Here is a 23793-nt window from a genome sequence, read left to right as displayed (position 1 = left end):
TATTTTACTTATAAATCGTTTTCATTTACAATAAAGGTTGGGATTTGTGAACTTGTCTAAAAATAAGGGATCAAATTATTCAATTGGGGAATGGCGGTGCCGACTATCCGGCTTCACCATTTAAATTATGATGAGGGGGTAAAAAAGGAATATGGCTAGCAATACATTTAATGCTCGCAAACAATTTGACCTAAATGGCCAAACGTACAACTACTACGATTTAAAAGCCTTAGAAGATGCGGGACATGGTAAGATCTCCCGTCTACCTTTTTCCATCCGTATCCTTCTAGAATCTCTCTTACGTCAGCATGACGGTCGTGTTATCAAAGATGAACACGTAGAGAGTCTAGCAAACTGGGGAACAGAGAAATCTAAAGGGGAAGACGTACCATTCAAACCTTCTCGTGTTATTCTGCAAGACTTCACTGGGGTACCAGCTGTTGTCGATCTTGCTTCTTTAAGAAAAGCAATGGTAGATATGGGTGGAAGCCCGGATGAAATTAATCCTGAAGTACCTGTTGATCTAGTTATCGACCACTCGGTACAAGTTGATAAATATGGTACACCTGATGCACTAAATGTAAATATGGAGCTTGAGTTTGAACGCAACAAAGAACGTTATGAGTTTCTACACTGGGCGCAAAAAGCATTTGATAACTACCGCGCCGTACCACCTGCAACTGGAATCGTCCACCAGGTGAACCTGGAATACATCGCAAACGTCGTTCATTCCATTGAAAATGAAGACGGCTCCCATGATACTTATCCTGATACTCTTGTAGGTACCGATTCACATACAACGATGATCAATGGACTTGGTGTCCTTGGTTGGGGTGTAGGTGGTATTGAAGCAGAAGCTGGAATGCTTGGTCAGCCTTCATACTTCCCAGCACCAGAAGTCATCGGTGTTAAACTGAACGGAAGCTTCCCACAAGGGACAACAGCTACCGACTTAGCGTTGAAAGTAACGCAGAAGTTGCGTGAACAGAATGTTGTCGGTAAATTTGTTGAATTCTTTGGACCTGGGTTACAAGAGATGCCTCTTGCTGATCGTGCAACGATTTCAAACATGGCTCCAGAGTACGGAGCAACATGCGGCTTCTTCCCAGTAGATGGAGAATCACTTGAATACTTAAAATTGACTGGACGCAGTGAAGAGCAGGTTGCTCTTGTCGAAGAATACTGCAAGAAAAATAACCTTTGGTACGATCCTTCCTTCGAAGATCCTGAGTTTACTCAACTCGTTGAAATCGATCTCGGAGAACTCGAACCAAACCTTTCAGGACCAAAACGTCCGCAAGACTTGATCCCGCTTTCTCAGATGAAAGATTCCTTTGAAAAAGCGATCACAGGGCCTGCTGGAAACCATGGATTCGGTTTAAATAAATCCGAATTTGATAAAGAAGTAGAAGTACAATTTGAAAGTGGAGATAAGACTGTCATGAAGACAGGTGCGCTTGCGATTGCAGCAATCACTTCTTGTACAAACACTTCCAACCCGCACGTAATGTTAGGTGCCGGTCTTGTTGCTAAAAAAGCAGTTGAAAAAGGCCTGGATGTACCAGCATACGTGAAAACATCCTTAGCACCGGGATCTAAAGTAGTTACTCGCTATCTTGAAGATTCAGGATTGATGAACTACTTAAACCAGCTTGGTTTTAACCTTGTCGGTTACGGATGTACAACTTGTATCGGAAACTCTGGTCCATTGCTTCCTGAAATCGAAAAAGCGATTGCGGATAGTGATTTGACAGTATCTTCTGTTCTTTCTGGTAACCGTAACTTCGAAGGTCGTATTCACCCGCTTGTGAAAGCCAACTACCTTGCATCCCCGCCACTTGTAGTTGCTTACGCTCTTGCAGGAACGGTTGATATCGATCTAAAAAATGAATCAATCGGTAAAGATAAGGACGGAAACGAAGTGTTCTTCAATGATATCTGGCCTTCACAGGAAGAAATCAAAGAAGAGATCGCACGTGTCGTAACACCAGAGATCTTCCGTAAAGAATACGAAAGTGTCTTCAATTCCAATGAGAAATGGAATGAAATCGATACAACAGATGAACCATTGTATGATTGGGATGACAATTCCACTTATATTCAAAACCCACCGTTCTTCGAGGGACTTTCTAAGGATCCTGAAACAGTTAAACCGTTGAATGGTATGCGGGTTATTGGTAAATTTGGTGACTCTGTTACAACGGACCATATCTCTCCAGCTGGTGCGATTCCTAAAGATATGCCAGCAGGTGAATATTTAATTGAGAATGGCGTAAGCCCTCGTAACTTCAACTCTTACGGTTCCCGTCGTGGTAACCACGAAGTTATGATGCGTGGTACGTTTGCAAATATCCGTATTCGTAACGAGTTAGCTCCTGGTACAGAGGGCGGATTCACAACTTATTGGCCAACTGAAGAAGTTATGCCTATTTATACAGCTGCTATGCAGTATCAGAAAGACGAAACCCCGCTTATGGTCATTGCTGGTAATGACTATGGAATGGGAAGCTCTCGTGACTGGGCTGCGAAGGGTACAGATCTACTTGGAATTAAGACGGTAATCGCTGAAAGCTTCGAGCGTATCCACCGTTCAAACTTAGTTATGATGGGTGTCCTTCCACTTCAATTTAAAGATGGCGATTCCATTGATTCTCTTGGATTGACTGGACGTGAAACGTTTGATGTTGAAGTTGGGGAAGACGTTAAACCACGTGACCTTGTTAAGGTTACAGCTACGAATGAAGAGGGCGACAAGAAGGAATTTGAAGTTGTTGCCCGCTTTGACAGTGAAGTAGAAGTTGATTATTACCGTCATGGTGGTATCCTTCAAATGGTACTACGTAATAAATTAAGCTAACTTCACACATAAAAAACCGCCCTTATGGGGCGGTTTTTTTCTGTATTTATAACAAATAATTTATTAATGGATTCATTATCTTTACAGGCATAACAGATGTTTTATATTCTTATATATAGAACTAAGACAAAGATTGGTGATCTAATAAAGGGGAATACGATATTGATCAAACAAATAATCGCTACCCTATTTTTATTATTTTTAGTAGGGGTAGTCATTTACAGTGTGGTTGATGAAAGAGATTCTGAAACAAAAGGGAACACGGAAGAACATTATGAAGCGAATGAAGGAGCGGGTATGACTGCTCCTAATGCACCAAGCGGGTTGAAAGTAGGGGAAAAGGCACCTGATTTTACTTTAGAAACTTTGGAAGGCAAGACAGTCAGCCTATCCGATTTACAAGGAAAAAAAGTATTTATTAACTTTTGGGCAACCTGGTGTCCCCCGTGCCGTGAAGAAATGCCTGAGATGGAGAAGTTTTATAAAGAGTATGGAGATGAAGTGGAAGTACTGGCTATAAACGGAACAGCGTCTGAAGAAAATGTAGGAGTTGTCGAAGAATACGTGCAAAAAGGAGAGTATTCTTTTCCGGTTCTTTTAGATAAGGATCTGGAAATTACCAACACTTATCAAGCGATATCCATACCTACTACTTATTTTATTGGAACGGATGGTGTTGTACAGCAGCCAAGGAAAGTCGGTCCGATGACTTACGATTTTATGATAAAAATGAAAGAAAAGCTAAAATAGGGATATTTTAGCTCGATATTGGGAATCCTTAACATTAAAGGAGAGATTCCCATGAGAAAACATAATTCAATGACATTTGAGGAGCGTGTGAAAGAAAACATCCGCTCTATCAAAGAAGATCAGCAGCTATTGGACCAAATCGATGATCGTATAGAAAAACGCCACCATGATCGTATAAAGCAAATCCCATCTTAATGTGTGGGATTTGCTTTTTTTATTACATATAAATCCTATTATTTTTACAAAAACTTCCACCTCAGGTCATCCAATTTATGGATGACCTGAGGTGGAAGTTTTTGTATTCGTATAATCATTGGATGTAAGGGAAAAGTAACCGATGACTCAGGTATTTGTGAGTCAATCGAACCTATAGGAGGTTGACGGAGATGTCCCACAAACAACAGCATATGCCTAACAAAGAAAACAGACCGAATCCTGATAACAGAGCTGATAACGTAGATCGTCTTCAGCAAAATGTAACCAATACGATTGAAAACATCGAAGCTTCCCATGAGGCTCTTGAATTTGCTACAGAAGAAGAAAAAAGAAACATTGAAGCAAAAAACAAGAACCGTAACCAGTCCATCGAAGCTATGCGTCAAGAAATTAAAGACGAAGCACGTAATCAGCAGTATTAAGTCCATTAACCGCTTCTCATTTTGAGAGGCGGTTTTTTAAGTGGGGAATTCAAGTTTTTCTACATAATTGGTGTACTATGGTAAAATGAAAACCGTTGATAGGAAAGGGAGTGATAACGATGATAGAACAATTAAAAAGTTGGAAAACTCTAGACCAGCAACCACCCATCTCAGAGGTGGAAGCATTAAGATACTTAAACGAACATGAGATTGAAGATGCAGAACTGAAAGCTCTTCTATACGTAACGCTTGCCTATCATCGGATCAAACGTCATCCTGAACACGATTCATTAGCCGATCAATTTATTGATGAAGCAAGGATTTTGGATAAATCTCATACGTTAGTGAACGATCTGTATGAATCAAAACAAATGATGCAAGCATATAGCCTGTTAAAACGCACTCCTCTGGAACAATGGGTGCTTCATGAAACAGACCACGATTCAGCAAAAGGAAAGAAAGCCAAAGCCATATATGCGGATGTAAAAGATTTAAAAGAGCAATGGGACGCAGAATTGGCTGAAAAAACCATTATCGACGCTACGAGCCGCTTAAAGCTCTATCAGGACGTATATGAACAGCTTTCTGAACTGGAAGTCATGATGGAAGAGGCCATTGCTTCGATCGAAAATCGCAGAATTCGTATTCCTGTAAAAGAAATTAATGAACGGACCCGTCAATTGTCAGACGATCAAGATGAATTATATAAGCAGTTACCAAAATTTTTGACTGATCAGTCCATCAGCAATCCGCTCGAATCTTTTGAAGAAATGGTAGGCTTACACGATGTAAAAGCTTATATCAAAAGGTATTATCATTTTTTAAAATACCAACAGCAGCGTAAAAGTTTTGGCTTTTCCATGGTGGATGAGCCTGGGCTTCACATGATCATCACAGGGAACCCGGGAACTGGTAAAACAACGATTGCCCGCTTGCTCGCAAACATTTATCATGAATTAGGTATTTTGGACACAAAAGAGGTTGTAGAAGTTAACCGTTCTCATCTTGTTGGCTCCTATGTAGGTCAAAGTGAAGAAAACACGATGAACTATGTCAAGCAAGCCATAGGTGGTGTATTATTCATTGATGAAGCTTACAGCTTGAAACGGGAAGGGCAGACGGGTAATGATTACGGCCAGGCTGTTATAGATACCCTCGTTTCCGCTATGACCGGTAAAGAGTTCGGTGGAAAATTTGCAGTTATCTTAGCAGGTTATCCAGAGGAAATGCGTCAATTTTTATGGTCAAACCCGGGGCTCAGAAGTCGCTTTCCTGAACAGAATCACATCGAACTGCCTGATTATAAGATGGATGAACTCGTAACCATTGCTGAACAGACAGCAATTGAGAATGATTTTTTCTTTACTGAAAGAGCGCTTACTGAATTTACCTCCTTGATTGACCGTGAACGTGTAGATGATTCTTTTGGAAACGCTCGTACGGTGAAAAATCTAGTCATGAAGACCGTCTTTCAAAAAGGGGCTTCAGAAGCTGAACGTGATAAGCACCACTGGCTCGATCATATGCGAATAGATGTCAACGACCTACAATGGGAAACTTCTTCAGACGATGAGGATAAGTCTCCGATGGAGCGGCTCGATGATTTGATTGGTTTAAACAACGTAAAGGCAGAAGTCAGAAAACTATCGTCATTTGTTAAAGCACAGCAGATGCGTAAAGAAAAAGGCTTCCCGGTCGTCCCTATTCAACTACATTCGGTGTTCTCAGGCAACCCTGGGACAGGAAAAACAACGGTTGCTGAAATTTATGCGGACGTATTGAAACAGTGCGGTTTGTTAAAAAGAGGTCATACAGTTGTTGTATCAAGAAGTGACCTGGTCGCTGGTTACGTTGGCCAAACCGCTATGAAAACGAAGCGAAAGATCCGTGAGGCGTTGGGTGGTGTCCTGTTCATTGATGAAGCCTATGCCCTCTATAATGGAGGTCGGGACGATTTTGGTAAGGAAGCGATTGAAACCCTAGTGGATGAAATGACAAAGCATAATGAGAATCTTGTCGTCATACTTGCAGGATATCAGCATGAAATGGAGCAATTAGTGGAGAGCAATCCTGGTTTATCTTCAAGGTTTAAAAAGTTTTTCCGATTCCCAGACTATGATGAAAGAGAACTACTCGAGATGACTCACTATCAGGCGAAATCCTACGGGTACCATTTCAATGAATGGGCCGAGTCGTTCCTGCTGGAAAAATATACGGACCATCGGATCAGGGGAAATGGACGTTTTGTCAACAATTTAGTGAATGAGGCCATTCAGTTTCAGGCCATACGAATTATGGAAGATGAAGCTGAGGATATGAACGAACTAGAATTAGTGGATTTAGAAAAAGCGTGGAATACCGTCCGAAGGGAGTCATGATAGATGAAAGTGATTGAAACACCAATTCAAGTAAGATATCAAGAGACTGATATGATGGGCGTGGTTTATCATGCCAACTATCTCGTGTGGTTTGAAATCGGACGTACGGCATTCATTGAATCGTTAGGGTTTAAGTATGCTGAGATAGAAAAAGAAGGAGTCGTTTCCCCTGTCATTGATGCGCAAATCAGCTTCAAGAACCCTGTACGCTATGGTGAAGATACGAAGGTGAAAACATGGGTTAAACACTACGATGGCCTTCGGGTTACGTATGGCTATGAAGTAGTGCATGAAAATGGAGAAACAGCTGTCTCGGGTGAAACAAAACATGTGATTGTAAAAAAAGATAACTTCAGACCTGTCTCCATACGAAGAAGTTTTCCAGACTGGCATGCAGCTTATCTTGAGGCAATGGAGCAGCATGTATAATGGCTTTTGGTGTGAAAAGAGAAGAGCTTCGGAAGTGGAAACAATCGGTTAAAAGAGGGGAAGTTGCCATCATCACTCACTTTTGGCTTGATGAACGCTTTCCTGGCTGCGATTCAGTGACAAAGGTAGGATGCGCTGATATCGAGAAGCTGAGCAGATGGGGGGCTCAGTATGGGTTAAAGCCTGAATGGATTCACCACGATCCTCGTTTTCCGCATTTTGATTTGTTTGGAGAGAGACAATATCAAATCCTTAGAAAAGAAGGTAAATGGGATCAAATTGAACGATTCATAGCAAAAGAAAAATAAGACGCTGTTTATGGCGTCTTATTTTTGTTGAACAAATAAACTCTCTTTCCGTGTAGGATATAGAGATTCACATCTTTAATCTGATTTAGTTGATTGTTTAATAAGTGAGTTATACACTCGTTTCTTTAACTCTTGATTCATACTTCTGAGACCAAAAACTTCAGACAACCATAGCCCATCTGCCGCCAGTTTTAATATTTCTGCTTGCACTTCATCCAATCCATCGTTATGAATATGATTCTGAAAGTTCTTTTGTGTTTCTTGAATTGGTTTCAAAAGTTTTGGATCAAATGCTTGAGCGGCAAGCAATCCAGCAGAAATCTCCTTGCTCTCATCACTTTGTTTGAACGTGGTGTTTATGTAAGCTCTTATCCATTTTCCGGTTTTCTTTTTATCGGACAGAGTAGCATCTTCTACATTCTGCTTGTGGCTGCGATCCATTCGCTGGACGAGTCCAGTAATCAAAGCTTCTTTAGTAGAAAAATGGTAGAGTAAGCCGCCTTTACTCACTTCAGCAAGCTCCGCAACGGCATCAAGGGTGAGGGACTCAGTTCCTTGTGTTAAAACGATTTTAGCTGCAGCATTTAAAATTTTATCTCGTTTAGATTCTCTAGGCATAAAAAGCCCTCCGCGACTATCTGGATTGGTATTACTATTGATCCTATCAGCACAGAAAATAATTTTCAATTATCAGCCCACCATTGATTTAAACTATACCATCCAGACGGTTTAGTTTAAATCAAAAACAAATCATTTTTGTAGAATTAAATTTATTAGTAAACCGTCTGGACGGTTTACTTTCGTTACGAGCTGGATTCCAGACAAAAAAAGAACACCACGAATGTGATGTTCTTCCAATACAAAACAACTTAGGTGACCCAACCATATTGAATCATCCTTGATCCAATTTCACTTACCTTATTCACCGAAGGATCATTCATTATAGAATTCGTTTCCTCCTGCTTACGGTTAAGTCCATTTTGTAATCTTGTTCCATCTTACTTAATTCAATCTTTCTTAAAATATCTTCAACCTCTTTTCAAAAAAGTGAATCTCAAAGTGTACTTCATAAATCATGTACACCATCTATGCTCAATCCTGAATTCGGGCGTTATAGTCTTATGAAGGGCAGCTATTGTAATCCTTTACACAGGAATGGTGTTCCCTCTTAAAGACCAACGTTAGTGTTCGTATGGAAACGAACTCCTTATGGTTGAGCCACCTAAGTTGTTTTAATCTGTTTATTACTATCTATATACCACACTTTTACATTTATTAACCAGGTAATTTTACCTAACTTTAATCATTCATAAACATACTTTTGTTAATCGTATGATGAGTTTCTCCTTTGATATTCCATGAGGAAGAAAAGGCTGCATGTTACTCTCCATGTAAAAAGGGAGCTTAAAGATGCTCCCTTTTCTTTTCTAACAATTCAATTTCCTCGCCTGATGGGCCTTCGAAAAAAACGGTTATCCAGTCTTTTTCTTCTATTTGGTACGGTCCAGCAGTAGGAGCGATATTGATTTGCCTCAGTTTAAAAATCCAAAAATGGATGTCATAAACCTCCCAACAAAAATGAACACTGGAAGTAAAGGGGTGTTTAGTTTCTGTGAACTCTATAACGAGCTCTTCTTTTTGCATCCATAAGAGTCGTTCATTATTAAAAGTAAATGAATCGATGGTCTTGAATCCAAAACCATCCTCGTAAAACCTCTTAGTTGCTCCTAGTCTGGCGGTTTCGATTCCAGCGTGATGCCATTTCATGATTGATCACTTGATGAAAAAAGTAAATTCATGTCGCCAAACTCATGCCATAGATAATTATTTTGTAAAGCTTCTTCATAGGCTTTTAAAAGTTCATTTGCTGGTAAAAATGAGGAGAGCATATCCAAGTGACTGGCTTCTGGTTCATGAAAACCAGTTAACAAACCATCCACTACCGCATGTTTATAATGTTGATCAACATACAGCGAAGTATTTCCTTCACTTTCGTAAAGGTTACCTTCTTCATTCACAGACGTTTCTAATGCTCGAACGACTGTGGTGCCTACTGCAATAATTCTTTTCCTTGCAGCCTTTGCTTGTTGAATGATTTTTACAGTTTCTAGTGGAACATGGTAAGGCTCTGGATGATTCTTAGGATCTGGCCAGCGGTCGTCTTCATAATAGCTTAATCCAGTATGGAGATGTAGAAAAGCAATTTTTATTCCCTTTGCTTTTAAATGCTTAATCATCTTCCAGGTAAACGCACGTCCTGCTGAGGGCATTTCTGCTGACCCAGGTACTGAACCATAAACCGTTTGATAAGTATCTAGGGGCCATGGATAGTCGATATATTCATACCTAATAGGATCCCCATAATCATAAATAAAAGAAAAAAGTGAACTGCCAGTTTCAGAAAAGGTTAGGGAAACTAAGGGACGCTCAGAGCCCATCCCTGCTATCCGAGCTGTCACACCATCAGGAAAATAAATAGGTTGTTTCCTATTTATCACTCTCCCTAGGACGAGTGCCTCCCATTGATTGGTGGATAATTTCCTGGATAACCTAATTTCAATAGGGTTGTTCCCTTGACTTCCTCTTAATACGGGAGGAATGGTACGACTTTTATTTAATACAAGGACATCCCCTGAATTTAAAAATTGATCAAGAAGATCGAACCGACTGTGTACAGGTTTTCTATCTATTCCTACCACCATCATTTTAACCTGATCCCGCCTTAACCCTCTTTGTTCAGCGGGGATGTGAGCATTTAAGTGATTTGGGATTTGAAAAGCCGTAGATATTTCGTTCATGATTTTCCCCCGCCTTGTAGAACGAAAGATTGAGATTCAAAACGCTTGCCATGGATTTTGTCCGCTTTTGTGGTGGCCAGGTATAAAAACACATCGACGGTCTCTTCGGGGGAAGCTAAGTCATAATCACAATCAGGAACAGCGATATTGTGCATACGAGTATCCATTTCACCTGGGTCAACCAGGTTGATCCTTACTCCTGTACCTTTTAATTCATCTGCCCAGACAGATGTTAAACCTTCCACACCGAATTTCGACACACTGTAAGCTCCCCATCCTTCGTATCCTATTTTTCCAACCTCTGATGTCACATTAATAATCGAACCAGACCTACGCGCAAGCATCCCTGGCAAAACTCGCTTCGTTACGAGGAATGGAACCAAAGTATTTATCCTTATCACTTCTTCGAATTTTTCGGAAGGATAGTCGAGCAACAGAGTAGGACCAGGCCCAAAGGTAGAAGCATTGTTAATTAGCACATCAATCTTTCCGTATGCATCTTCTATGACAGAGATTAATCGATCCACATCGTGGGAGAGCGAGGCGTCTGCGGCTACACTGACCACATTAACACCCATATCCTGCGCTTGTTTTGCTGTGTTTTCTAACTCTTCTTCATTTCTTGCGCAGATCCCAAGGTCATAGCCCTTAGAGGCAAAAGCAAGAGCTAATGCTCTTCCGAGTCCTTTTGAAGCTCCTGTAATCACTGCTACTTCATGTGTTTTCATATAAAAATCCCCTTTCATTTAATCAAACCTTTTATACATTCATACTAAGCAGAAAAGGGCTGTTCTGAATCGGCGGGATGGAGGAATAACAAGTCATGAAATAGACGGACACCATACTAAGACTATAGATGTATAATCTGGTTCTGTTATAAATACTGTTATAAAAATCTATCATTGATATAGTACAGTAAAATAATTACAATAAAACTATGAAACCGCTTTTATTAATAGAGAGGGAGTGTTTATTTAGTGAAAGTACCATTGGTATTAACCGATTTTTTAGACCGGGCTGTTAATTTATACGGAGAGAAACCAGCGATTATTGATGATGAACGTGTGCTGACTTACAGACAATTGAATGGTCGAGTGAACCAGTTGTCGCGAGGGCTAGAAAGTTTAGGGATACAAAAAGGGGATAAAATCGCGTATTTAGCTCCTAATACGACTGAGATGCTTGAAGGGTTTTATGGGGTATTTCAGCTAGGTGCTGTCATGACTCCATTGAACACACGTCTTAAACCTGCGGACTATCGGTTTATATTAGAGCATAGTGAAAGTAGAGTGCTTTTCGTAGATCACGAGCTTTTTCAGTTGATTGAAGATGTTATACATGACCTTCCTCACCTCGAGCATGTATTTATCCAAGGAGGAAATACGGATAGGAAAAACAACTATGAGCAGTGGATTGATTCCTTTTCCAGTGCACCTTTTAACCGGAGGGAGCTTGAGGAATCTGATATCGCCTCATTATTATATACGAGTGGTACGACAGGAAATCCAAAAGGGGTATTATTAAGTCACCGGGCCAACTATTTGCATGCTATGTCATCGATGCATCACTTACAAGTGACGGATGAGGATTGTCTTTTACACGTCTTACCGATGTTCCATGTGAATGGTTGGGGCTCCCCTTTTTACTATACAGCGAATGGTGCCACTCAAGTGATGCTCAGAAAGACAGACCCTGATATTATTCTAGAGAAGGTTGAGAAACATAATGTTTCTGTGCTACATATGGCTCCGACAGTTTTAAATATGGTCATAGAAGCATTCGAAAACAAAAAGCCTAGGATTGAACAGAATGTCAGAGTAGTTATTGCAGGATCTGCGCCACCTCCTGCTTTTGTAAGAAAAGTAGAAGAGGATCTAAACTGGAAGTTTATACAAGTCTACGGAATGACAGAAATTTCCCCATTAATCACTACATCTGAACTGCGTTCAATGGATCTTGATCGGACACCAGAGGAAAGGTACCGTTTAAAAGCTAAAGCTGGGTATGAAATGATTGGAAGCAAGGTGAAAGTTGTTGACGAGCTCGGGGAAGAAGTAGCTCATGATGGAAAAACGATCGGAGAAATTATTACTCGAACCAATGGAATGATGGAAGGCTATTATAAAAATCCTGAAGCGACGAACGAAACCATTCGTGATGGATGGCTTTATACTGGGGATATGGCGATTGTTGATGAAGGAGGAAATATTGAAATCGTTGATCGAAAAAAAGATGTGATCATAAGCGGTGGTGAAAACATTTCCTCTATTGAAGTGGAGGGAGCCTTGTACGAGCACCCTTCTGTGTTGGAGGCAGCTGTCGTAGCGATCCCTCATGAAAAATGGGGAGAGGTTCCTCATGCGGTAGTGGTAGCTAGAGATGGAGAATCGATTTCAGAAGAAGAACTCATTGCGTTCTGCCGAGAGAAATTAGCCCATTTCAAAGCCCCTAAGAGTGTTTCTTTTATAGAGGAGCTTCCTAAAACCGCTTCTGGGAAAATCCAGAAGGTCGTTATCCGAAAATCATTTTGGGAAGATCACAGTCGAATGATCAACTAAATATGATGCTATCTGTAAAGAGCGAGAACTATCGAGTTGTGAATCTTTCATTTATCGATTCACAACTCGTTTTTTATCTATCGCTGCTCAGCATAAGACTTTTTATATTGATTAAATCTAGTATTGTTTCTAATAGAGAAGAAAATTGCCGTTAGCCATCCAACAATTAATATACTATAAATACCATACTGCAAGGACGTATCAACTTGCCCGGCTAAGAGGACGGTTCTTAGGTTTGTTAGGATAATGAAACCTCCAGCGAGAACTCCTAAAATCAGAGACGGAATCACCTGGACGAGCCAGGCTGCAAGAGGAGCGGCGAGCACTCCGCCAATGACGAACGCCGCAACCCAGGTCCAGTTGAATTGATCTAATCCAAGGAACAGAACGAATCCGAGGGTAGCGGATGTTGTGACTGCGAACTCACTCGTATCTACGGTACCAATAACTTTTCTAGGCGTTGCTCCTTTTTGTGAAAGAAGGATTGGAGTATTGATAGGTCCCCATCCTCCACCTCCAATTGAATCAAAAAATCCTGCCAAAAATCCTAAAGGATAAATGAATCTTTTTTTCAACGAAATGGTTTGCTTCTTTTCAGAAGGATTCTGGTTCAGAAAAAGGAATCTGATTAAGATGTATATGCCAAGAAGAAGAAGAAAGGTAGATATGAAAGGTTTAATGACTTCTCCGGGAAGACTGCTTAAAAAAGCTGCTCCCACAAAAGCACTAATTGAACCCGGTATGATAAGGGTCAGCACCAATTTCTTGTCGACATTATTAAATTTGTAATGAGAGTATCCAGACATAGCCGTTGTCGCAATCTCTGACATATGTATAGAGGAAGATGCGACTGCAGGGGCAACTCCGTAAGCAAGAAGCAAGGAGGACGAACTTAATCCATAAGCCATGCCAAGTGCTCCGTCGATTAATTGAGCAAAGAAGCCGACAATGGCAAAAATAATTAGCTTTCTCATATTGATTCACCTCTTAAATTTATTATTCTTATAAAATTACTTGGAATTAAACCGAAAAATTTTTTAGTACTACGTATTAGGCTATAATAGGATTTTTTTCAATAAAAAAACCCCTTGTGTAAGAAGAGGTGAACAACTACCTTCTCCTTATCTTTCAGAACAAGCCTGCTGGACTGAGCACCTTCTTAGTAGAGGTTGCTGCGGGATCTTAGGACCAGTTTCCTCCCCCGACTCTTTATAAGGATTATCATATTATGGTTTTAAAATTTTGATACACCCTAATTTAAGGGAGTTCGAAAAAGTTGTCAAGCCTAATGTTAAAAAATACAGAATTTTTAAATAAGCTATTGACATATGATTAATATGGGCATAAGATTTGTATCAATCCTAATTTTAAAAAACTTATAATCGATTTTCTTATCCTGAGAGGTGGAGGGACTGGCCCTTTGAAGCCTCGGCAACGGGTCTGAGTAAGCGTCATTCAGAAACTGTGCCAATTCCAGCAAGTGAAGTCACTTGGAAGATAAGAAGATGAGCTATTACATATCAATGTATACCTCTCTTCTTATTAGTCAAGAAGAGAGGTTTTTTGATTTAGTAGATTAGGTGTGACCCTTAGAAGGGAGGATATGATGAAACAAGATAAAGTGACGTATGACCATTTTACCGGTGATCCATTTGCCGATTTACAAACGGACAACGAAGTGAAGCAAGCTTTGGAAGTATTGCGCTGGGCTTATGAGTCATACGGCGAGTCTATCGTTTATGCATGCAGTTTCGGAGCTGAGGGTATCGTGCTGATCGATCTTATTTCAAAAATTAAATCCGACGCCCGTATTGTTTTCCTTGATACAGGTGTACACTTCCAAGAAACTTATGATTTAATTGAAAAAGTACAAAAACGTTATCCGAAATTAAATATTGAATTGAAGAAGCCAGAATTGACCCTTGAGCAACAGGCAAAGGCATATGGAGATGAGTTATGGAAGACGAGTCCAGACCAATGCTGCTTTATAAGAAAGATCAAGCCATTGGAAGATGCCTTATCAGGGGCGACCGCTTGGATTTCAGGCTTGAGAAGAGAGCAGTCTCCAAGCCGCAGTCGTACGAACTTTGTTAATAAAGATGAGCGATTTAAATCTATAAAAGTTTGTCCCCTTATCCATTGGACATGGGACTTCGTCTGGCAATATATCCGACTAAACAACTTGGATTACAACGAATTGCATGACCAGGGATATCCGAGTATCGGCTGTATGCCTTGCACGTTTCCGGAGGACGGCGAGGGTCGTTCCGGCAGATGGAAAGGTTTTAATAAAACAGAATGTGGCCTGCATACTCCAGGAAACCCAGAAGCTTAAACATAATCAATAATGAGGAGGAATATGGTATGTCAATTATATCCCCACATGGCGGTAAGCTAGTGAATCAATGGAAAGCAGAGGAAAATAAACCAGATGCAAATGGAAAGATTGAAATTGATGCGATGGCATTGAGTGATTTGGAACTGCTCGCTAACGGTGCCTATAGTCCACTGACTGGTTTTCTTGATCAAGAGAATTACGAATCTGTAGTGGAGACGATGAGGTTAGCGGATGGAACACCATGGAGTATCCCCATTACATTACCTGTAGACGAGAAAAAGGCTGAACAGCTTAGTCGTGGAGATGTGGCTGAACTTATTTATGAAGATACAGTGTATGGCTATATACAAGTTGATGAAATTTACCAACCAGATAAAGACAAGGAAGCAGAAAACGTTTACTTAACGACAGAACTTGAACATCCCGGGGTGAAAAAACTATTCGACCGTCCTAATAAGTACGTTGCAGGTGAAATTCAATTAATTAAAAAACCTAGTCGCAATCATGAAGACAAATATTATTTAGATCCATCGGAATCTAGAGAGCTCTTTCAACAGCTCGGCTGGAATAAAGTCGTTGGCTTCCAGACCCGCAACCCTGTCCATAGAGCACATGAATACATTCAAAAGGCTGCGCTTGAAATTGTTGATGGTCTTTTCCTTAATCCACTCGTAGGAGAAACGAAGAGTGATGATATTCCAAGTGACGTCCGAATGAAGAGTTACGAAGTATTAATTGATCATTATTACCCGGATAACAGGGTCGTTCTCGCAGTATTCAATGCTGCTATGCGCTACGCAGGGCCGAGGGAAGCTATTTTTCACGCACTCGTCAGGAAAAACTTCGGCTGCTCTCATTTTATTGTAGGCAGGGATCATGCAGGGGTCGGTGATTATTATGGGACGTATGATGCTCAAAAGATCTTTTCAGAATTCAGTGAGGATGAGCTCGACATTACGCCGCTGTTTTTCGAACATAGTTTTTACTGCCACGCTTGCGAAGCGATGGTTTCACATAAAACATGTCCTCATGATGATGACCAGCATGTCATTTTATCAGGTACAAAAGTTCGAGAGCTTTTAAGAAACGGAGAAAAACCACCGAAAACGTTCAGCAGACCTGAAATTGCTGAGGTGTTAATCGAGGGATTGAAAACAAATTCCCCCATAAAATCTTAATTAAAAAGGGTGAGCGTGTTGAGTTCGAATATTACATGGCATGATACCTCATTGAATGCCGATGACTACCGGAAGTTAAATGGCCACCATAGTGGAGTCATCTGGTTAACAGGATTATCAGGCTCAGGAAAATCTAGTATTGCTAATCGATTGAATCAGTTGCTTTATGAAAAGAAAATACACACCTATTTGCTGGATGGAGATAATGTCCGGCATGGATTGAATAAAGATCTGGGATTTTCTTCTGAAGACCGCGTGGAAAACATAAGACGAATCGGAGAAGTTGCCAACCTTTTTGCAGACAGTGGCAAAATTGTCATCACGGCTTTTATATCGCCTTACCAAAAAGACCGGGATCGAGTAAGGAATATTCTTCCTAAAGGTGATTTTATTGAAGTACATGTCGATTGCCCTATAGAGGAATGTGAAAAAAGAGACCCCAAAGGTTTATATCAAAAGGCAAGAAATGGAGAGATTAATGGATTTACTGGTATAGATGCTCCTTATGAATCTCCAAGTTCGTCTGAACTAACTTTGCATACAGACCGAGCAGATGTGAATGAGTGTGCATTACAGCTTGTATCACTCTTAGAAGACAAAGGATGGATCTAAATCGGCAGGATACAGTTTTTACTATAGAGGGAGTGAGAAGATGGCGAAAGTTTACATCGTAGGAGCCGGACCAGGGGATGTTGAATTGATTACAGTTAAAGGATTGAGAGCAATAAAAGAAGCCGATGTTATTCTATATGACCGGCTGATTAATCCAGATTTGCTTGATGAAGCGAGCGCTCATGCAGAGTTCGTTTATTGCGGTAAAAGCCCTGATAACCATTCGTTAACTCAAACGTCTATCAATGGTCTTTTATGTAAGTTTGCCTTGCAAGGTAAAACCGTTACTCGACTTAAAGGGGGCGATCCTTTTGTATTTGGCCGAGGAGGCGAAGAAGCAGAAGAATTAGCTCGGAAGAACATTCCTTATGAGATCGTTCCCGGAATCACTTCAGGTATTGCTGCTCCCGCATATGCCGGGATTCCTGTAACCCACCGAGATTACAGCTCATCCGTTTCCTTCATTACTGGGGTCAGCAACCTTGGAATTGACCAGGAGGAGTATTGGGAACACGTTGCAAAAAGCATGGATACACTTTGTATTTATATGGGGGTGAAGAAACTCCCTCAAATTTCTGAAAGACTCATCCGCCATGGCCGCGATCCACTCACTCCCATCGCTCTCGTTCATTGGGGGACAACAGGAGACCAGCATACTGTAACAGGAACACTCATCGATATAGTTGAAAAAGCGAAGAACGTAAAGAACCCAAGCATGATCGTTGTCGGCGAGGTAGTAAAACTCCGTGAAAGCTTACAATGGTTTGAGCAGTTAAGAGCCGAAGCAGAGATACCTGCTCAGCAAGTTGTAGGATGAAAGGAGCTTGTTGGAGATGAAATCCGTTTTATATGTCAGTCATGGCAGCCGTGTGAAAGAAGCACGGGTTGAAGCCGAATCATTTTTACACGCTGTGCATGAACAGGTTGAGGTGCCCTTATGGGGAATCTGTTTTTTAGAACTAGCTGAACCTTCCATGAGTGAAGGAATAAAGAGGCTGGTTGATAAAGGTGCAACTGAAATCACGATCATACCTGTACTTTTGTTAAGTGCAGGTCATTACTATCAGGATATTCCTGAAGAGATTTCAGATGCCATGAAGGTATATCCAAATGTAAAGTTCAAATATGGTAAACCGCTAGGCGTTCAGGAGAGAATCAATGAGGTTCTTGTTGATCGTGTGAACGAACTCTCTTCTAGTGATTCAAAGGAAGAGAATATCCTGCTTGTCGGCAGAGGTAGCAGGAATCCAGAGACGAAGCAGTCCATTCAATCTATAGCAAGTGCCCTTAAGAAAAAAATGAATGGAATAAGTGTTGACGTTTGCTACTTGGCCGCCTGCAAGCCTTCGTTTGAGGAAGGTTTGGAACGCTCACTAAAGAAAGATAGCGACACAATTGTTGTCCCTTACTTATGGTTTACTGGAATATTGATCGAGTCTATGAAGCAAAAAATCAGCCACCTTCAAAAAGAGGGACATAAAGTGAAGATGACAGACTATTTAGGAAGCCATCCCAATATGGTCCTCGCAATGGCTGATCGGGTAAAAGAAGCTATTGCCAGTAAAGAACTTACCGAAGGTTTGGTGAAATCGTAGCTAAGTAGGGAGCGAATGTAATGAGTCCCATCCCACTAATGATTGATTTGAATGGAAGACGAACGGTGGTTGTAGGAGGGGGAGCTGTGGCAGAGAAACGTGTCAACGTTCTTTGTGAGGCAGGCGCTTTCATTACAATTATCAGTCCATCTGTTACACGCACTTTGGAGGAAAAAGTGACCAGCAATAAAAGGATCGAGTGGATAAGAAAAGAGTTTGATGAAGCCTACTTGAAAGATGCTTATACAGTCGTCATTGCAACAAATGATGAAAAAGTAAATGAACAAGCGCTCCGTTCAGCATCACATGTGCCGCTGATTAATTATCCTCCTGATGCGAATAAAGGAAACTTTACAATTCCGGGGTATCTAACACGTGGGAAACTTACTATTTCTATATCCACAGGTGGAGCGAGTCCGATGCTGGCATCAAGAATCAAGAAGCGTCTTGCGAACGAGTATGATGATGATTACGGCCAGTACGTGGACTTTTTATATGTATGCCGCCAGCAGCTTAAACAATCTTCCCTCCCGAAAGAGGAGAAACAAACGCTTTTAAAACATTTGCTTCACGATTCTTACAAGAACAGAGATCAGCAAACTCTATTCCTAAAAGAATTAGAGAAGTTAAAGGAAGGAGGGACAGTTTTTGAAAGGATTAACTGACAAACGCATCGGAGTAGCTGCTGATCGCAAATCTGAGGCTATTTCTAAGCTTATCGAAAATATGGGTGGAAGCGGAGTTGTCTATCCTTCTCAGGGAAAGCAAGTGTTAAATGAAGATACTAGTAGCCAAAACGTAAAAGATTACCTTACTCACACTTTTGACTGGGTCATCTTGACAACTGGGATCGGAGCAAGGACACTCACACAATCTGCAACTGATGCCAATTTGAGCAAACAGTTTTTAGAAAAATTAAGTCAGAACTCGCTTGCCATTCGAGGAAGTAAGACGATGGATTGGCTGAAAGAAAATAACTTAAAGCCCTCCCTTGTTTCAGAGGACGGAACGATGGATCATCTGTTCTCTTTATTGCCATCCCCTTCAAAAGAAGGAGCAAGCGTTTTTTTACAAGCTTATCATCAGGATGATGCGTTATTAAAAAACAAATTAGAAGCAGCAGGATACACCGTCTATTTGTCCCAGCCTTATGCTTTTGAGCCTCCAAGTGAATATACAATGAATAGCTTGAAAGAAGAGATTGTTAAACAATCACTTGATGCTGTGGTCTTTACTAGTAAAACCCAGGTGAAAAATATATTTGAAACTCGAACACAGGAGTTGACGGAAGCTTTTAATGATCAAGTGCTTGCCGTTGCGGTAGGTAAAGTAACTGCAAAAGAGTTGGAGGATCAAGGTATTAAACAAGTGTTGCAGCCAAGTCGGCCGAAGATGGGGGCCATGGTAGTAGCTATGGATCGCTACTATCAGAAGAAGCTTACCACTTAACTCTACTAAATAATTATGGAGGTGTTGATTTTTGCAGTTAGAGGTTATGAACAGTCCTTTCAATCAAGAACAGGCAGAGCTGTTAAATCGGCTGCTATCTACTCTGACAGACAGTCAGAAAATGTGGCTGAGTGGTTATTTAGCTGCTCCTCAAGCTAGCACAGCTGTGAAGGAGTATTCGCCAGCTAATGAAACGATTAAACAAGCAAATTCTCCTCAAAAGACAAGGGAGATTACGATACTATATGGTTCACACACTGGAAATTGTCAATCTCTTGCAGAAGAGTTCACTCAAAAACTGAAACAAGAAGATTACAATGTGACACTATCATCTATGGATGATTTTAAGACAAAAGCATTGAAAAAAGTTGAGGATTTACTCATTTTGACCAGCACCCACGGAGATGGTGATCCGCCGGATAACGCCATTACCTTTTATGAATATCTCCACAGTAAACGGGCACCAAAACTTGATGGACTTCGTTTTTCGGTGCTTTCACTTGGAGACAGCTCCTATGAATTCTTTTGTCAAACAGGAAAAGACTTTGATAAGCGACTCAGTGAACTTGGGGGCGAGCGGCTTTATGATCGTATCGATTGTGATTTAGATTTTGAAGAGCCAGCCTATCAATGGTTTGAGGGAGTCTTTGGAAAACTGAGTCAAGAAAAGGATACAAGCGCAGTACAGCCGTTATCACCCAGTCCAGACGCGTCGGCGGATCTGCCTGTTTACTCAAGGGCCAATCCTTTTCATGCGGAGATATTAGAAAACATTAATCTAAATGGCAGAGGATCGAATAAAGAGACCCGTCATCTTGAACTAGATTTGGAAGGAGCTCAATTAGACTACCAGCCGGGAGACAGTTTAGGCATTTATCCAGAAAACGACTCCGAGTTAGTTGACCAGTTGATTGCAGAAATGAACTGGAATCCTGAAGAATCTGTACCTATTAATAAACAAGGAGATATACGTTCTCTAAGAGAGGCGCTACTCTCTACTTTTGAAATTACAAGCCTTACAAAACCGCTGCTTGAGAAAGCATCTAAGCTTTCGGAGAACCAGGATTTGCATAAACTCCTAGAAGCAGATTCCAAACAATTAAAAGATTATATGTATGGAAGAGACTTACTTGATTTAGTCAAGGATTTTGGACCCTGGAGTGGTTCAGCTTCAGATTTCTTAGGTATTTTACGAAAAATTCCTGTTCGTCTCTATTCGATTGCAAGCAGTTTAAAAGCAAATCCTGATGAAGTGCACCTTACTATAGGAGCATTACGCTACGATGCCCACGGTAGAAATCGCAAAGGTGTTTGTTCAGGCCAATGTGCTGAGAGATCCCAGCAGGGAGACCGCCTGCCTGTCTTTGTTCAGAAAAACTCAAATTTTAAGCTTCCTGAAAATCATGATACTCCGATTATTATGATTGGTGCTGGAACAGGTGTAGCCCCTTATCGTGCTTTTCTAGAAGAAAGAGAGGAAGAGGAAGCGGAAGGGAAGTCCTGGTTATTTTTCGGTGAGCAGCATTTTGTCAGCGACTTTTTATATCAAACCGAATGGCAGCAATGGTTGAAGGAAGGAGTTCTCACGAAAATGGACGTAGCCTTTTCGAGAGATACAGAGGAAAAAGTATACGTACAGCACCGAATGAAGGAAAGAGGACAGGAACTTTTTGAGTGGATAGAAGCGGGCGCATACATCTACGTTTGCGGAGATGAAAAATATATGGCAAAAGATGTCCAGTCAACTCTCCTGCAGATTATTCAGGAAGAAGGAAAACTATCAGAGGAAGAAGCGGATGAATATTTGAATCATCTCAGAAAAGAGAAGCGCTATCAGCGTGATGTCTATTAAGCGTAATGAGAAAGGGGCTTTAAGATGGTAAAAAAGAGATTTCCAGAAGAGTTAGGGCCTCCTAGTGAAATGGAAAAAATCAAGGAAGACAGTAAATTTCTTAGAGGTTCACTTGTTGAAAGTTTTGCAGATCGTATTACAGCCGGAATTCCAGATGAAGAAACAAAAATCTTGAAGTTCCATGGCAGCTACATGCAGGATGATCGAGATGTAAGGGTTGAGCGGAAACAAAAAAAGCTTGAGCCTGCTTATCAATTCATGCTCCGGGTAAGGCTCCCCGGGGGTGTAGCGACACCTGAGCAATGGCTGGTCATGGATGATCTAGCTAACACACATGGAAATGGGACGATGAAACTAACAACAAGACAAACGTTCCAGCTCCACGGAATTTTAAAATGGAATATGAAAAAAACCATTCAGGCTATGGATGAAGTACTTATGGATTCTATTGCAGCATGCGGTGACGTAAACAGGAATGTGATGTGTAATTCGAATCCGTACCAGTCAGACGTTCATCATCAAGTTTACCGTAAAGCGCAGGAAGTAAGTGAGCATTTACTTCCAAAAACAAAAGCCTATCATGAGATTTGGCTAGATGAAGAAAAAGTCTCTGACAGCCGTGATAAAGATGAAGAACCTATTTATGGCCCATTGTATTTACCTCGTAAGTTCAAGATCGGAGTAGCTGTACCACCTTCGAATGATGTCGATATCTATTCTCAAGATTTAGGGTTTATAGCGATTCTTGAGAATGGAGAACTATCCGGTTTCAATATCGCCGTAGGCGGAGGTATGGGAATGACTCATGGAGACACCACCACTTATCCGCAATTGGCAAGAGTCATTGGTTTTTGCCCACCAGATAATGTAAACGAGGTTGCTGAAAAAATACTTACGATTCAAAGAGACTACGGTAATCGTTCTGAAAGAAAGAATGCACGTTTTAAATATACCGTCGATCGAAAAGGAATAGACTGGATTACAAACGAACTTAACGAAAGATTAGGGTGGGACCTTGAAGAAGCCCGTCCATATTCCTTCGATCACAACGGAGATCGTTATGGATGGGTGAAAGGAGATGGAAAATGGCATCTTACCTTATTTATCCAGAACGGACGCATTAAGGATGAGGAAAACCATCCGCTAATGACAGGGCTCCGTGAGATTGCCAAAGTCCATAACGGGGAATTTAGACTGACCCCTAATCAAAATTTAATTATTTCTAATGTGCAAGATGAACAAAAAGAAATCATCGATGCTCTTGTAGAGGAGTACGGTCTTACAGATGGCAGCTATAATTCAGCTTTACGTCGTAATTCCATGGCATGTGTAGCTTTACCAACATGTGGGCTGGCTATGGCAGAGTCAGAAAGGTATCTTCCTTCTCTCATTGATAAGGTGGAAGAACTCCTGGATGATGCGGGTTTAAGAGACGAAGAGATTGTGATTCGTATGTCAGGTTGTCCGAATGGATGTTCCAGACCTGCACTTAGCGAAATAGGATTTATTGGAAAAGCTCCAGGAAAGTACAATATGTACCTTGGCGGAGGGTTTAAAGGCGAACGCCTGAATAAGCTGTACAGAGAAAACATTGGAGAAGAAGAAATATTAAACGAATTAAAGCCGCTTTTATTTCAGTATGCGAAAGATCGACAAGAAAATGAACATTTTGGTGACTATGTGATTAGGGCTGGGCATATCGATGCAGTTGAATCCGGCTTAGATTTTCACACTTAAGAAATTTGAGACGCTTTCCAAACAACGGGAAGCGTCTTTTCTTAAGTTTAAGATTGTTATTTGATTGAAAATTTGAAATTCTTGTGAATAGATCATGGTTTTAAAAGGAGGAAGTAAATGATGAATGTAACTTGTTTCTTTTGTAAGAAGGAATATTCAATCAATTCATCGGATGATCAGTACTTTAAGATCAAAAAGAATCCAAAAGCTAGTTATGTTTGTAAGGACTGCAATACATCGATGCAAAAGGAAGCACAAAGGAGCACGGGTCTGAATCCAGACGCTATTGATCCTTACAGTAAATATTTATAATCAT

At 40.8% G+C, this 23793-nt stretch carries 23 protein-coding genes and 2 riboswitches; of the genes, 18 read left to right on the top strand and 5 right to left on the bottom strand.

Annotated features, from left to right (window positions below; genetic code table 11):
* Positions 1 to 151 precede the first annotated feature (151 nt).
* The 7 genes from acnA to HM131_RS11370 all read left to right on the top strand — a co-directional run bounded on the left by acnA (position 152) and on the right by HM131_RS11370 (position 7360).
* Positions 152 to 2857: an aconitate hydratase AcnA gene (gene acnA / locus HM131_RS11395; RefSeq protein ID WP_085029877.1), complete on the top strand. Its 2706-nt coding sequence runs from the start codon at positions 152 to 154 to the stop codon at positions 2855 to 2857.
* A gap of 162 nt (positions 2858 to 3019) precedes the next feature.
* A complete protein-coding gene (locus HM131_RS11390) occupies positions 3020 to 3607 on the top strand; it encodes a TlpA family protein disulfide reductase (RefSeq protein WP_085029876.1) in 588 nt (195 codons plus the stop codon).
* Positions 3608 to 3658: 51 nt separating this feature from the next.
* Positions 3659 to 3802, top strand: a complete 144-nt coding sequence (locus tag HM131_RS20675; RefSeq protein ID WP_157130808.1) for an FbpB family small basic protein — start codon at positions 3659 to 3661, stop codon at positions 3800 to 3802.
* A 191-nt stretch (positions 3803 to 3993) separates the two neighbouring features.
* Complete coding sequence (gene tlp / locus HM131_RS11385; RefSeq protein WP_408607063.1) at positions 3994 to 4245, top strand: small acid-soluble spore protein Tlp; 252 nt, start codon at positions 3994 to 3996, stop codon at positions 4243 to 4245.
* Between the two features lie 119 nt (positions 4246 to 4364).
* On the top strand, positions 4365 to 6623 hold the full coding sequence (locus HM131_RS11380) for an AAA family ATPase (RefSeq protein ID WP_085029875.1): 2259 nt from the start codon (positions 4365 to 4367) through the stop codon (positions 6621 to 6623).
* A gap of 3 nt (positions 6624 to 6626) precedes the next feature.
* On the top strand, positions 6627 to 7052 hold the full coding sequence (locus HM131_RS11375) for an acyl-CoA thioesterase (protein WP_085029874.1): 426 nt from the start codon (positions 6627 to 6629) through the stop codon (positions 7050 to 7052).
* A complete protein-coding gene (locus HM131_RS11370) occupies positions 7052 to 7360 on the top strand; it encodes a hypothetical protein (protein WP_085029873.1) in 309 nt (102 codons plus the stop codon). Before HM131_RS11375 ends, HM131_RS11370 begins: the two co-directional genes overlap by 1 nt.
* Before the next feature lie 75 nt (positions 7361 to 7435).
* Here HM131_RS11370 and HM131_RS11365 read toward each other — a convergent pair whose 3' ends face one another.
* From HM131_RS11365 to HM131_RS11350, 4 genes are all read right to left on the bottom strand, one after another.
* Positions 7436 to 7978: a TetR/AcrR family transcriptional regulator gene (locus tag HM131_RS11365; protein WP_085029872.1), complete on the bottom strand. Its 543-nt coding sequence runs from the start codon at positions 7976 to 7978 to the stop codon at positions 7436 to 7438.
* Between the two features lie 786 nt (positions 7979 to 8764).
* Positions 8765 to 9127 (bottom strand): VOC family protein, encoded by a 363-nt coding sequence (locus tag HM131_RS11360; RefSeq protein WP_085029871.1) that lies wholly within the window; start codon positions 9125 to 9127, stop codon positions 8765 to 8767.
* On the bottom strand, positions 9124 to 10158 hold the full coding sequence (locus HM131_RS11355) for an S-adenosylmethionine:tRNA ribosyltransferase-isomerase (protein ID WP_085029870.1): 1035 nt from the start codon (positions 10156 to 10158) through the stop codon (positions 9124 to 9126). The genes HM131_RS11360 and HM131_RS11355 overlap by 4 nt, the downstream gene beginning before the upstream one ends.
* The gene (locus HM131_RS11350; RefSeq protein ID WP_085029869.1) at positions 10155 to 10886 is read right to left on the bottom strand and encodes an SDR family NAD(P)-dependent oxidoreductase; all 732 of its coding nucleotides are present in this window, start codon (positions 10884 to 10886) and stop codon (positions 10155 to 10157) included. Before HM131_RS11350 ends, HM131_RS11355 begins: the two co-directional genes overlap by 4 nt.
* A gap of 249 nt (positions 10887 to 11135) precedes the next feature.
* Here HM131_RS11350 and HM131_RS11345 point away from each other — a divergent pair, with 249 nt between their 5' ends.
* Positions 11136 to 12716 (top strand): long-chain-fatty-acid--CoA ligase, encoded by a 1581-nt coding sequence (locus tag HM131_RS11345; RefSeq protein WP_085029868.1) that lies wholly within the window; start codon positions 11136 to 11138, stop codon positions 12714 to 12716.
* Between the two features lie 77 nt (positions 12717 to 12793).
* On the opposite strand, the gene HM131_RS11340 is transcribed toward HM131_RS11345, so the two are convergent.
* Positions 12794 to 13690 (bottom strand): sulfite exporter TauE/SafE family protein, encoded by an 897-nt coding sequence (locus tag HM131_RS11340; RefSeq protein ID WP_085029867.1) that lies wholly within the window; start codon positions 13688 to 13690, stop codon positions 12794 to 12796.
* 144 nt (positions 13691 to 13834) lie between these two features.
* Positions 13835 to 13934, bottom strand: a riboswitch (SAM riboswitch).
* Between the two features lie 170 nt (positions 13935 to 14104).
* A riboswitch (SAM riboswitch) is annotated at positions 14105 to 14220 on the top strand.
* A 102-nt stretch (positions 14221 to 14322) separates the two neighbouring features.
* Here HM131_RS11340 and HM131_RS11335 point away from each other — a divergent pair.
* The 10 genes from HM131_RS11335 to HM131_RS11290 all read left to right on the top strand — a co-directional run bounded on the left by HM131_RS11335 (position 14323) and on the right by HM131_RS11290 (position 23789).
* The gene (locus HM131_RS11335) at positions 14323 to 15051 is read left to right on the top strand and encodes a phosphoadenylyl-sulfate reductase (RefSeq protein ID WP_085029866.1); all 729 of its coding nucleotides are present in this window, start codon (positions 14323 to 14325) and stop codon (positions 15049 to 15051) included.
* Between the two features lie 29 nt (positions 15052 to 15080).
* The gene (gene sat / locus HM131_RS11330; protein ID WP_085029865.1) at positions 15081 to 16232 is read left to right on the top strand and encodes a sulfate adenylyltransferase; all 1152 of its coding nucleotides are present in this window, start codon (positions 15081 to 15083) and stop codon (positions 16230 to 16232) included.
* Positions 16233 to 16250: 18 nt separating this feature from the next.
* The gene (gene cysC, locus HM131_RS11325; RefSeq protein ID WP_085029864.1) at positions 16251 to 16844 is read left to right on the top strand and encodes an adenylyl-sulfate kinase; all 594 of its coding nucleotides are present in this window, start codon (positions 16251 to 16253) and stop codon (positions 16842 to 16844) included.
* Between the two features lie 40 nt (positions 16845 to 16884).
* A complete protein-coding gene (gene cobA / locus HM131_RS11320; RefSeq protein WP_085029863.1) occupies positions 16885 to 17661 on the top strand; it encodes a uroporphyrinogen-III C-methyltransferase in 777 nt (258 codons plus the stop codon).
* A gap of 16 nt (positions 17662 to 17677) precedes the next feature.
* Entirely contained in the window at positions 17678 to 18439 is a 762-nt protein-coding gene (locus tag HM131_RS11315) for a sirohydrochlorin chelatase (RefSeq protein ID WP_085029862.1), read from the top strand.
* A 20-nt stretch (positions 18440 to 18459) separates the two neighbouring features.
* A complete protein-coding gene (locus tag HM131_RS11310) occupies positions 18460 to 19104 on the top strand; it encodes an NAD(P)-binding protein (protein WP_085029861.1) in 645 nt (214 codons plus the stop codon).
* Entirely contained in the window at positions 19088 to 19888 is an 801-nt protein-coding gene (locus HM131_RS11305; protein WP_085029860.1) for a uroporphyrinogen-III synthase, read from the top strand. The genes HM131_RS11310 and HM131_RS11305 overlap by 17 nt, the downstream gene beginning before the upstream one ends.
* A 31-nt stretch (positions 19889 to 19919) precedes the next feature.
* Entirely contained in the window at positions 19920 to 21740 is a 1821-nt protein-coding gene (locus HM131_RS11300; protein WP_085029859.1) for an assimilatory sulfite reductase (NADPH) flavoprotein subunit, read from the top strand.
* A 24-nt stretch (positions 21741 to 21764) separates the two neighbouring features.
* Positions 21765 to 23477, top strand: coding sequence for an assimilatory sulfite reductase (NADPH) hemoprotein subunit (cysI, locus tag HM131_RS11295; protein WP_085029858.1), 1713 nt, complete (start codon positions 21765 to 21767; stop codon positions 23475 to 23477).
* 117 nt (positions 23478 to 23594) lie between these two features.
* Positions 23595 to 23789 (top strand): DUF2197 domain-containing protein, encoded by a 195-nt coding sequence (locus HM131_RS11290; RefSeq protein WP_085029857.1) that lies wholly within the window; start codon positions 23595 to 23597, stop codon positions 23787 to 23789.
* Positions 23790 to 23793 lie beyond the last annotated feature (4 nt).

Origin of the sequence: Halobacillus mangrovi (assembly GCF_002097535.1) — a bacterium.
GTDB classification, from domain to species: Bacteria; Bacillota; Bacilli; order Bacillales; family Halobacillaceae; genus Halobacillus; species Halobacillus mangrovi_A.
The sequence above is the reverse complement of the archived record's forward strand: the minus strand, read 5'-3'. Positions and strand labels throughout refer to the sequence as shown.

Excerpts from the sequence above, each read along its gene's own strand:
- acnA (WP_085029877.1), top strand. The coding sequence starts at position 152 with ATGGCTAGCAATACATTTAATGCTCGCAAACAATTTGACCTAAATGGC.
- HM131_RS20675 (WP_157130808.1), top strand. The coding sequence starts at position 3,659 with ATGAGAAAACATAATTCAATGACATTTGAGGAGCGTGTGAAAGAAAAC.
- tlp (WP_408607063.1), top strand. The coding sequence starts at position 3,994 with ATGTCCCACAAACAACAGCATATGCCTAACAAAGAAAACAGACCGAAT.
- HM131_RS11380 (WP_085029875.1), top strand. The coding sequence starts at position 4,365 with ATGATAGAACAATTAAAAAGTTGGAAAACTCTAGACCAGCAACCACCC.
- HM131_RS11375 (WP_085029874.1), top strand. The coding sequence starts at position 6,627 with ATGAAAGTGATTGAAACACCAATTCAAGTAAGATATCAAGAGACTGAT.
- HM131_RS11370 (WP_085029873.1), top strand. The coding sequence starts at position 7,052 with ATGGCTTTTGGTGTGAAAAGAGAAGAGCTTCGGAAGTGGAAACAATCG.
- HM131_RS11365 (WP_085029872.1), bottom strand. The coding sequence starts at position 7,978 with ATGCCTAGAGAATCTAAACGAGATAAAATTTTAAATGCTGCAGCTAAA.
- HM131_RS11360 (WP_085029871.1), bottom strand. The coding sequence starts at position 9,127 with ATGAAATGGCATCACGCTGGAATCGAAACCGCCAGACTAGGAGCAACT.
- HM131_RS11355 (WP_085029870.1), bottom strand. The coding sequence starts at position 10,158 with ATGAACGAAATATCTACGGCTTTTCAAATCCCAAATCACTTAAATGCT.
- HM131_RS11350 (WP_085029869.1), bottom strand. The coding sequence starts at position 10,886 with ATGAAAACACATGAAGTAGCAGTGATTACAGGAGCTTCAAAAGGACTC.
- HM131_RS11340 (WP_085029867.1), bottom strand. The coding sequence starts at position 13,690 with ATGAGAAAGCTAATTATTTTTGCCATTGTCGGCTTCTTTGCTCAATTA.
- HM131_RS11335 (WP_085029866.1), top strand. The coding sequence starts at position 14,323 with ATGAAACAAGATAAAGTGACGTATGACCATTTTACCGGTGATCCATTT.
- sat (WP_085029865.1), top strand. The coding sequence starts at position 15,081 with ATGTCAATTATATCCCCACATGGCGGTAAGCTAGTGAATCAATGGAAA.
- cobA (WP_085029863.1), top strand. The coding sequence starts at position 16,885 with ATGGCGAAAGTTTACATCGTAGGAGCCGGACCAGGGGATGTTGAATTG.
- HM131_RS11315 (WP_085029862.1), top strand. The coding sequence starts at position 17,678 with ATGAAATCCGTTTTATATGTCAGTCATGGCAGCCGTGTGAAAGAAGCA.
- HM131_RS11310 (WP_085029861.1), top strand. The coding sequence starts at position 18,460 with ATGAGTCCCATCCCACTAATGATTGATTTGAATGGAAGACGAACGGTG.
- cysI (WP_085029858.1), top strand. The coding sequence starts at position 21,765 with ATGGTAAAAAAGAGATTTCCAGAAGAGTTAGGGCCTCCTAGTGAAATG.
- HM131_RS11290 (WP_085029857.1), top strand. The coding sequence starts at position 23,595 with ATGATGAATGTAACTTGTTTCTTTTGTAAGAAGGAATATTCAATCAAT.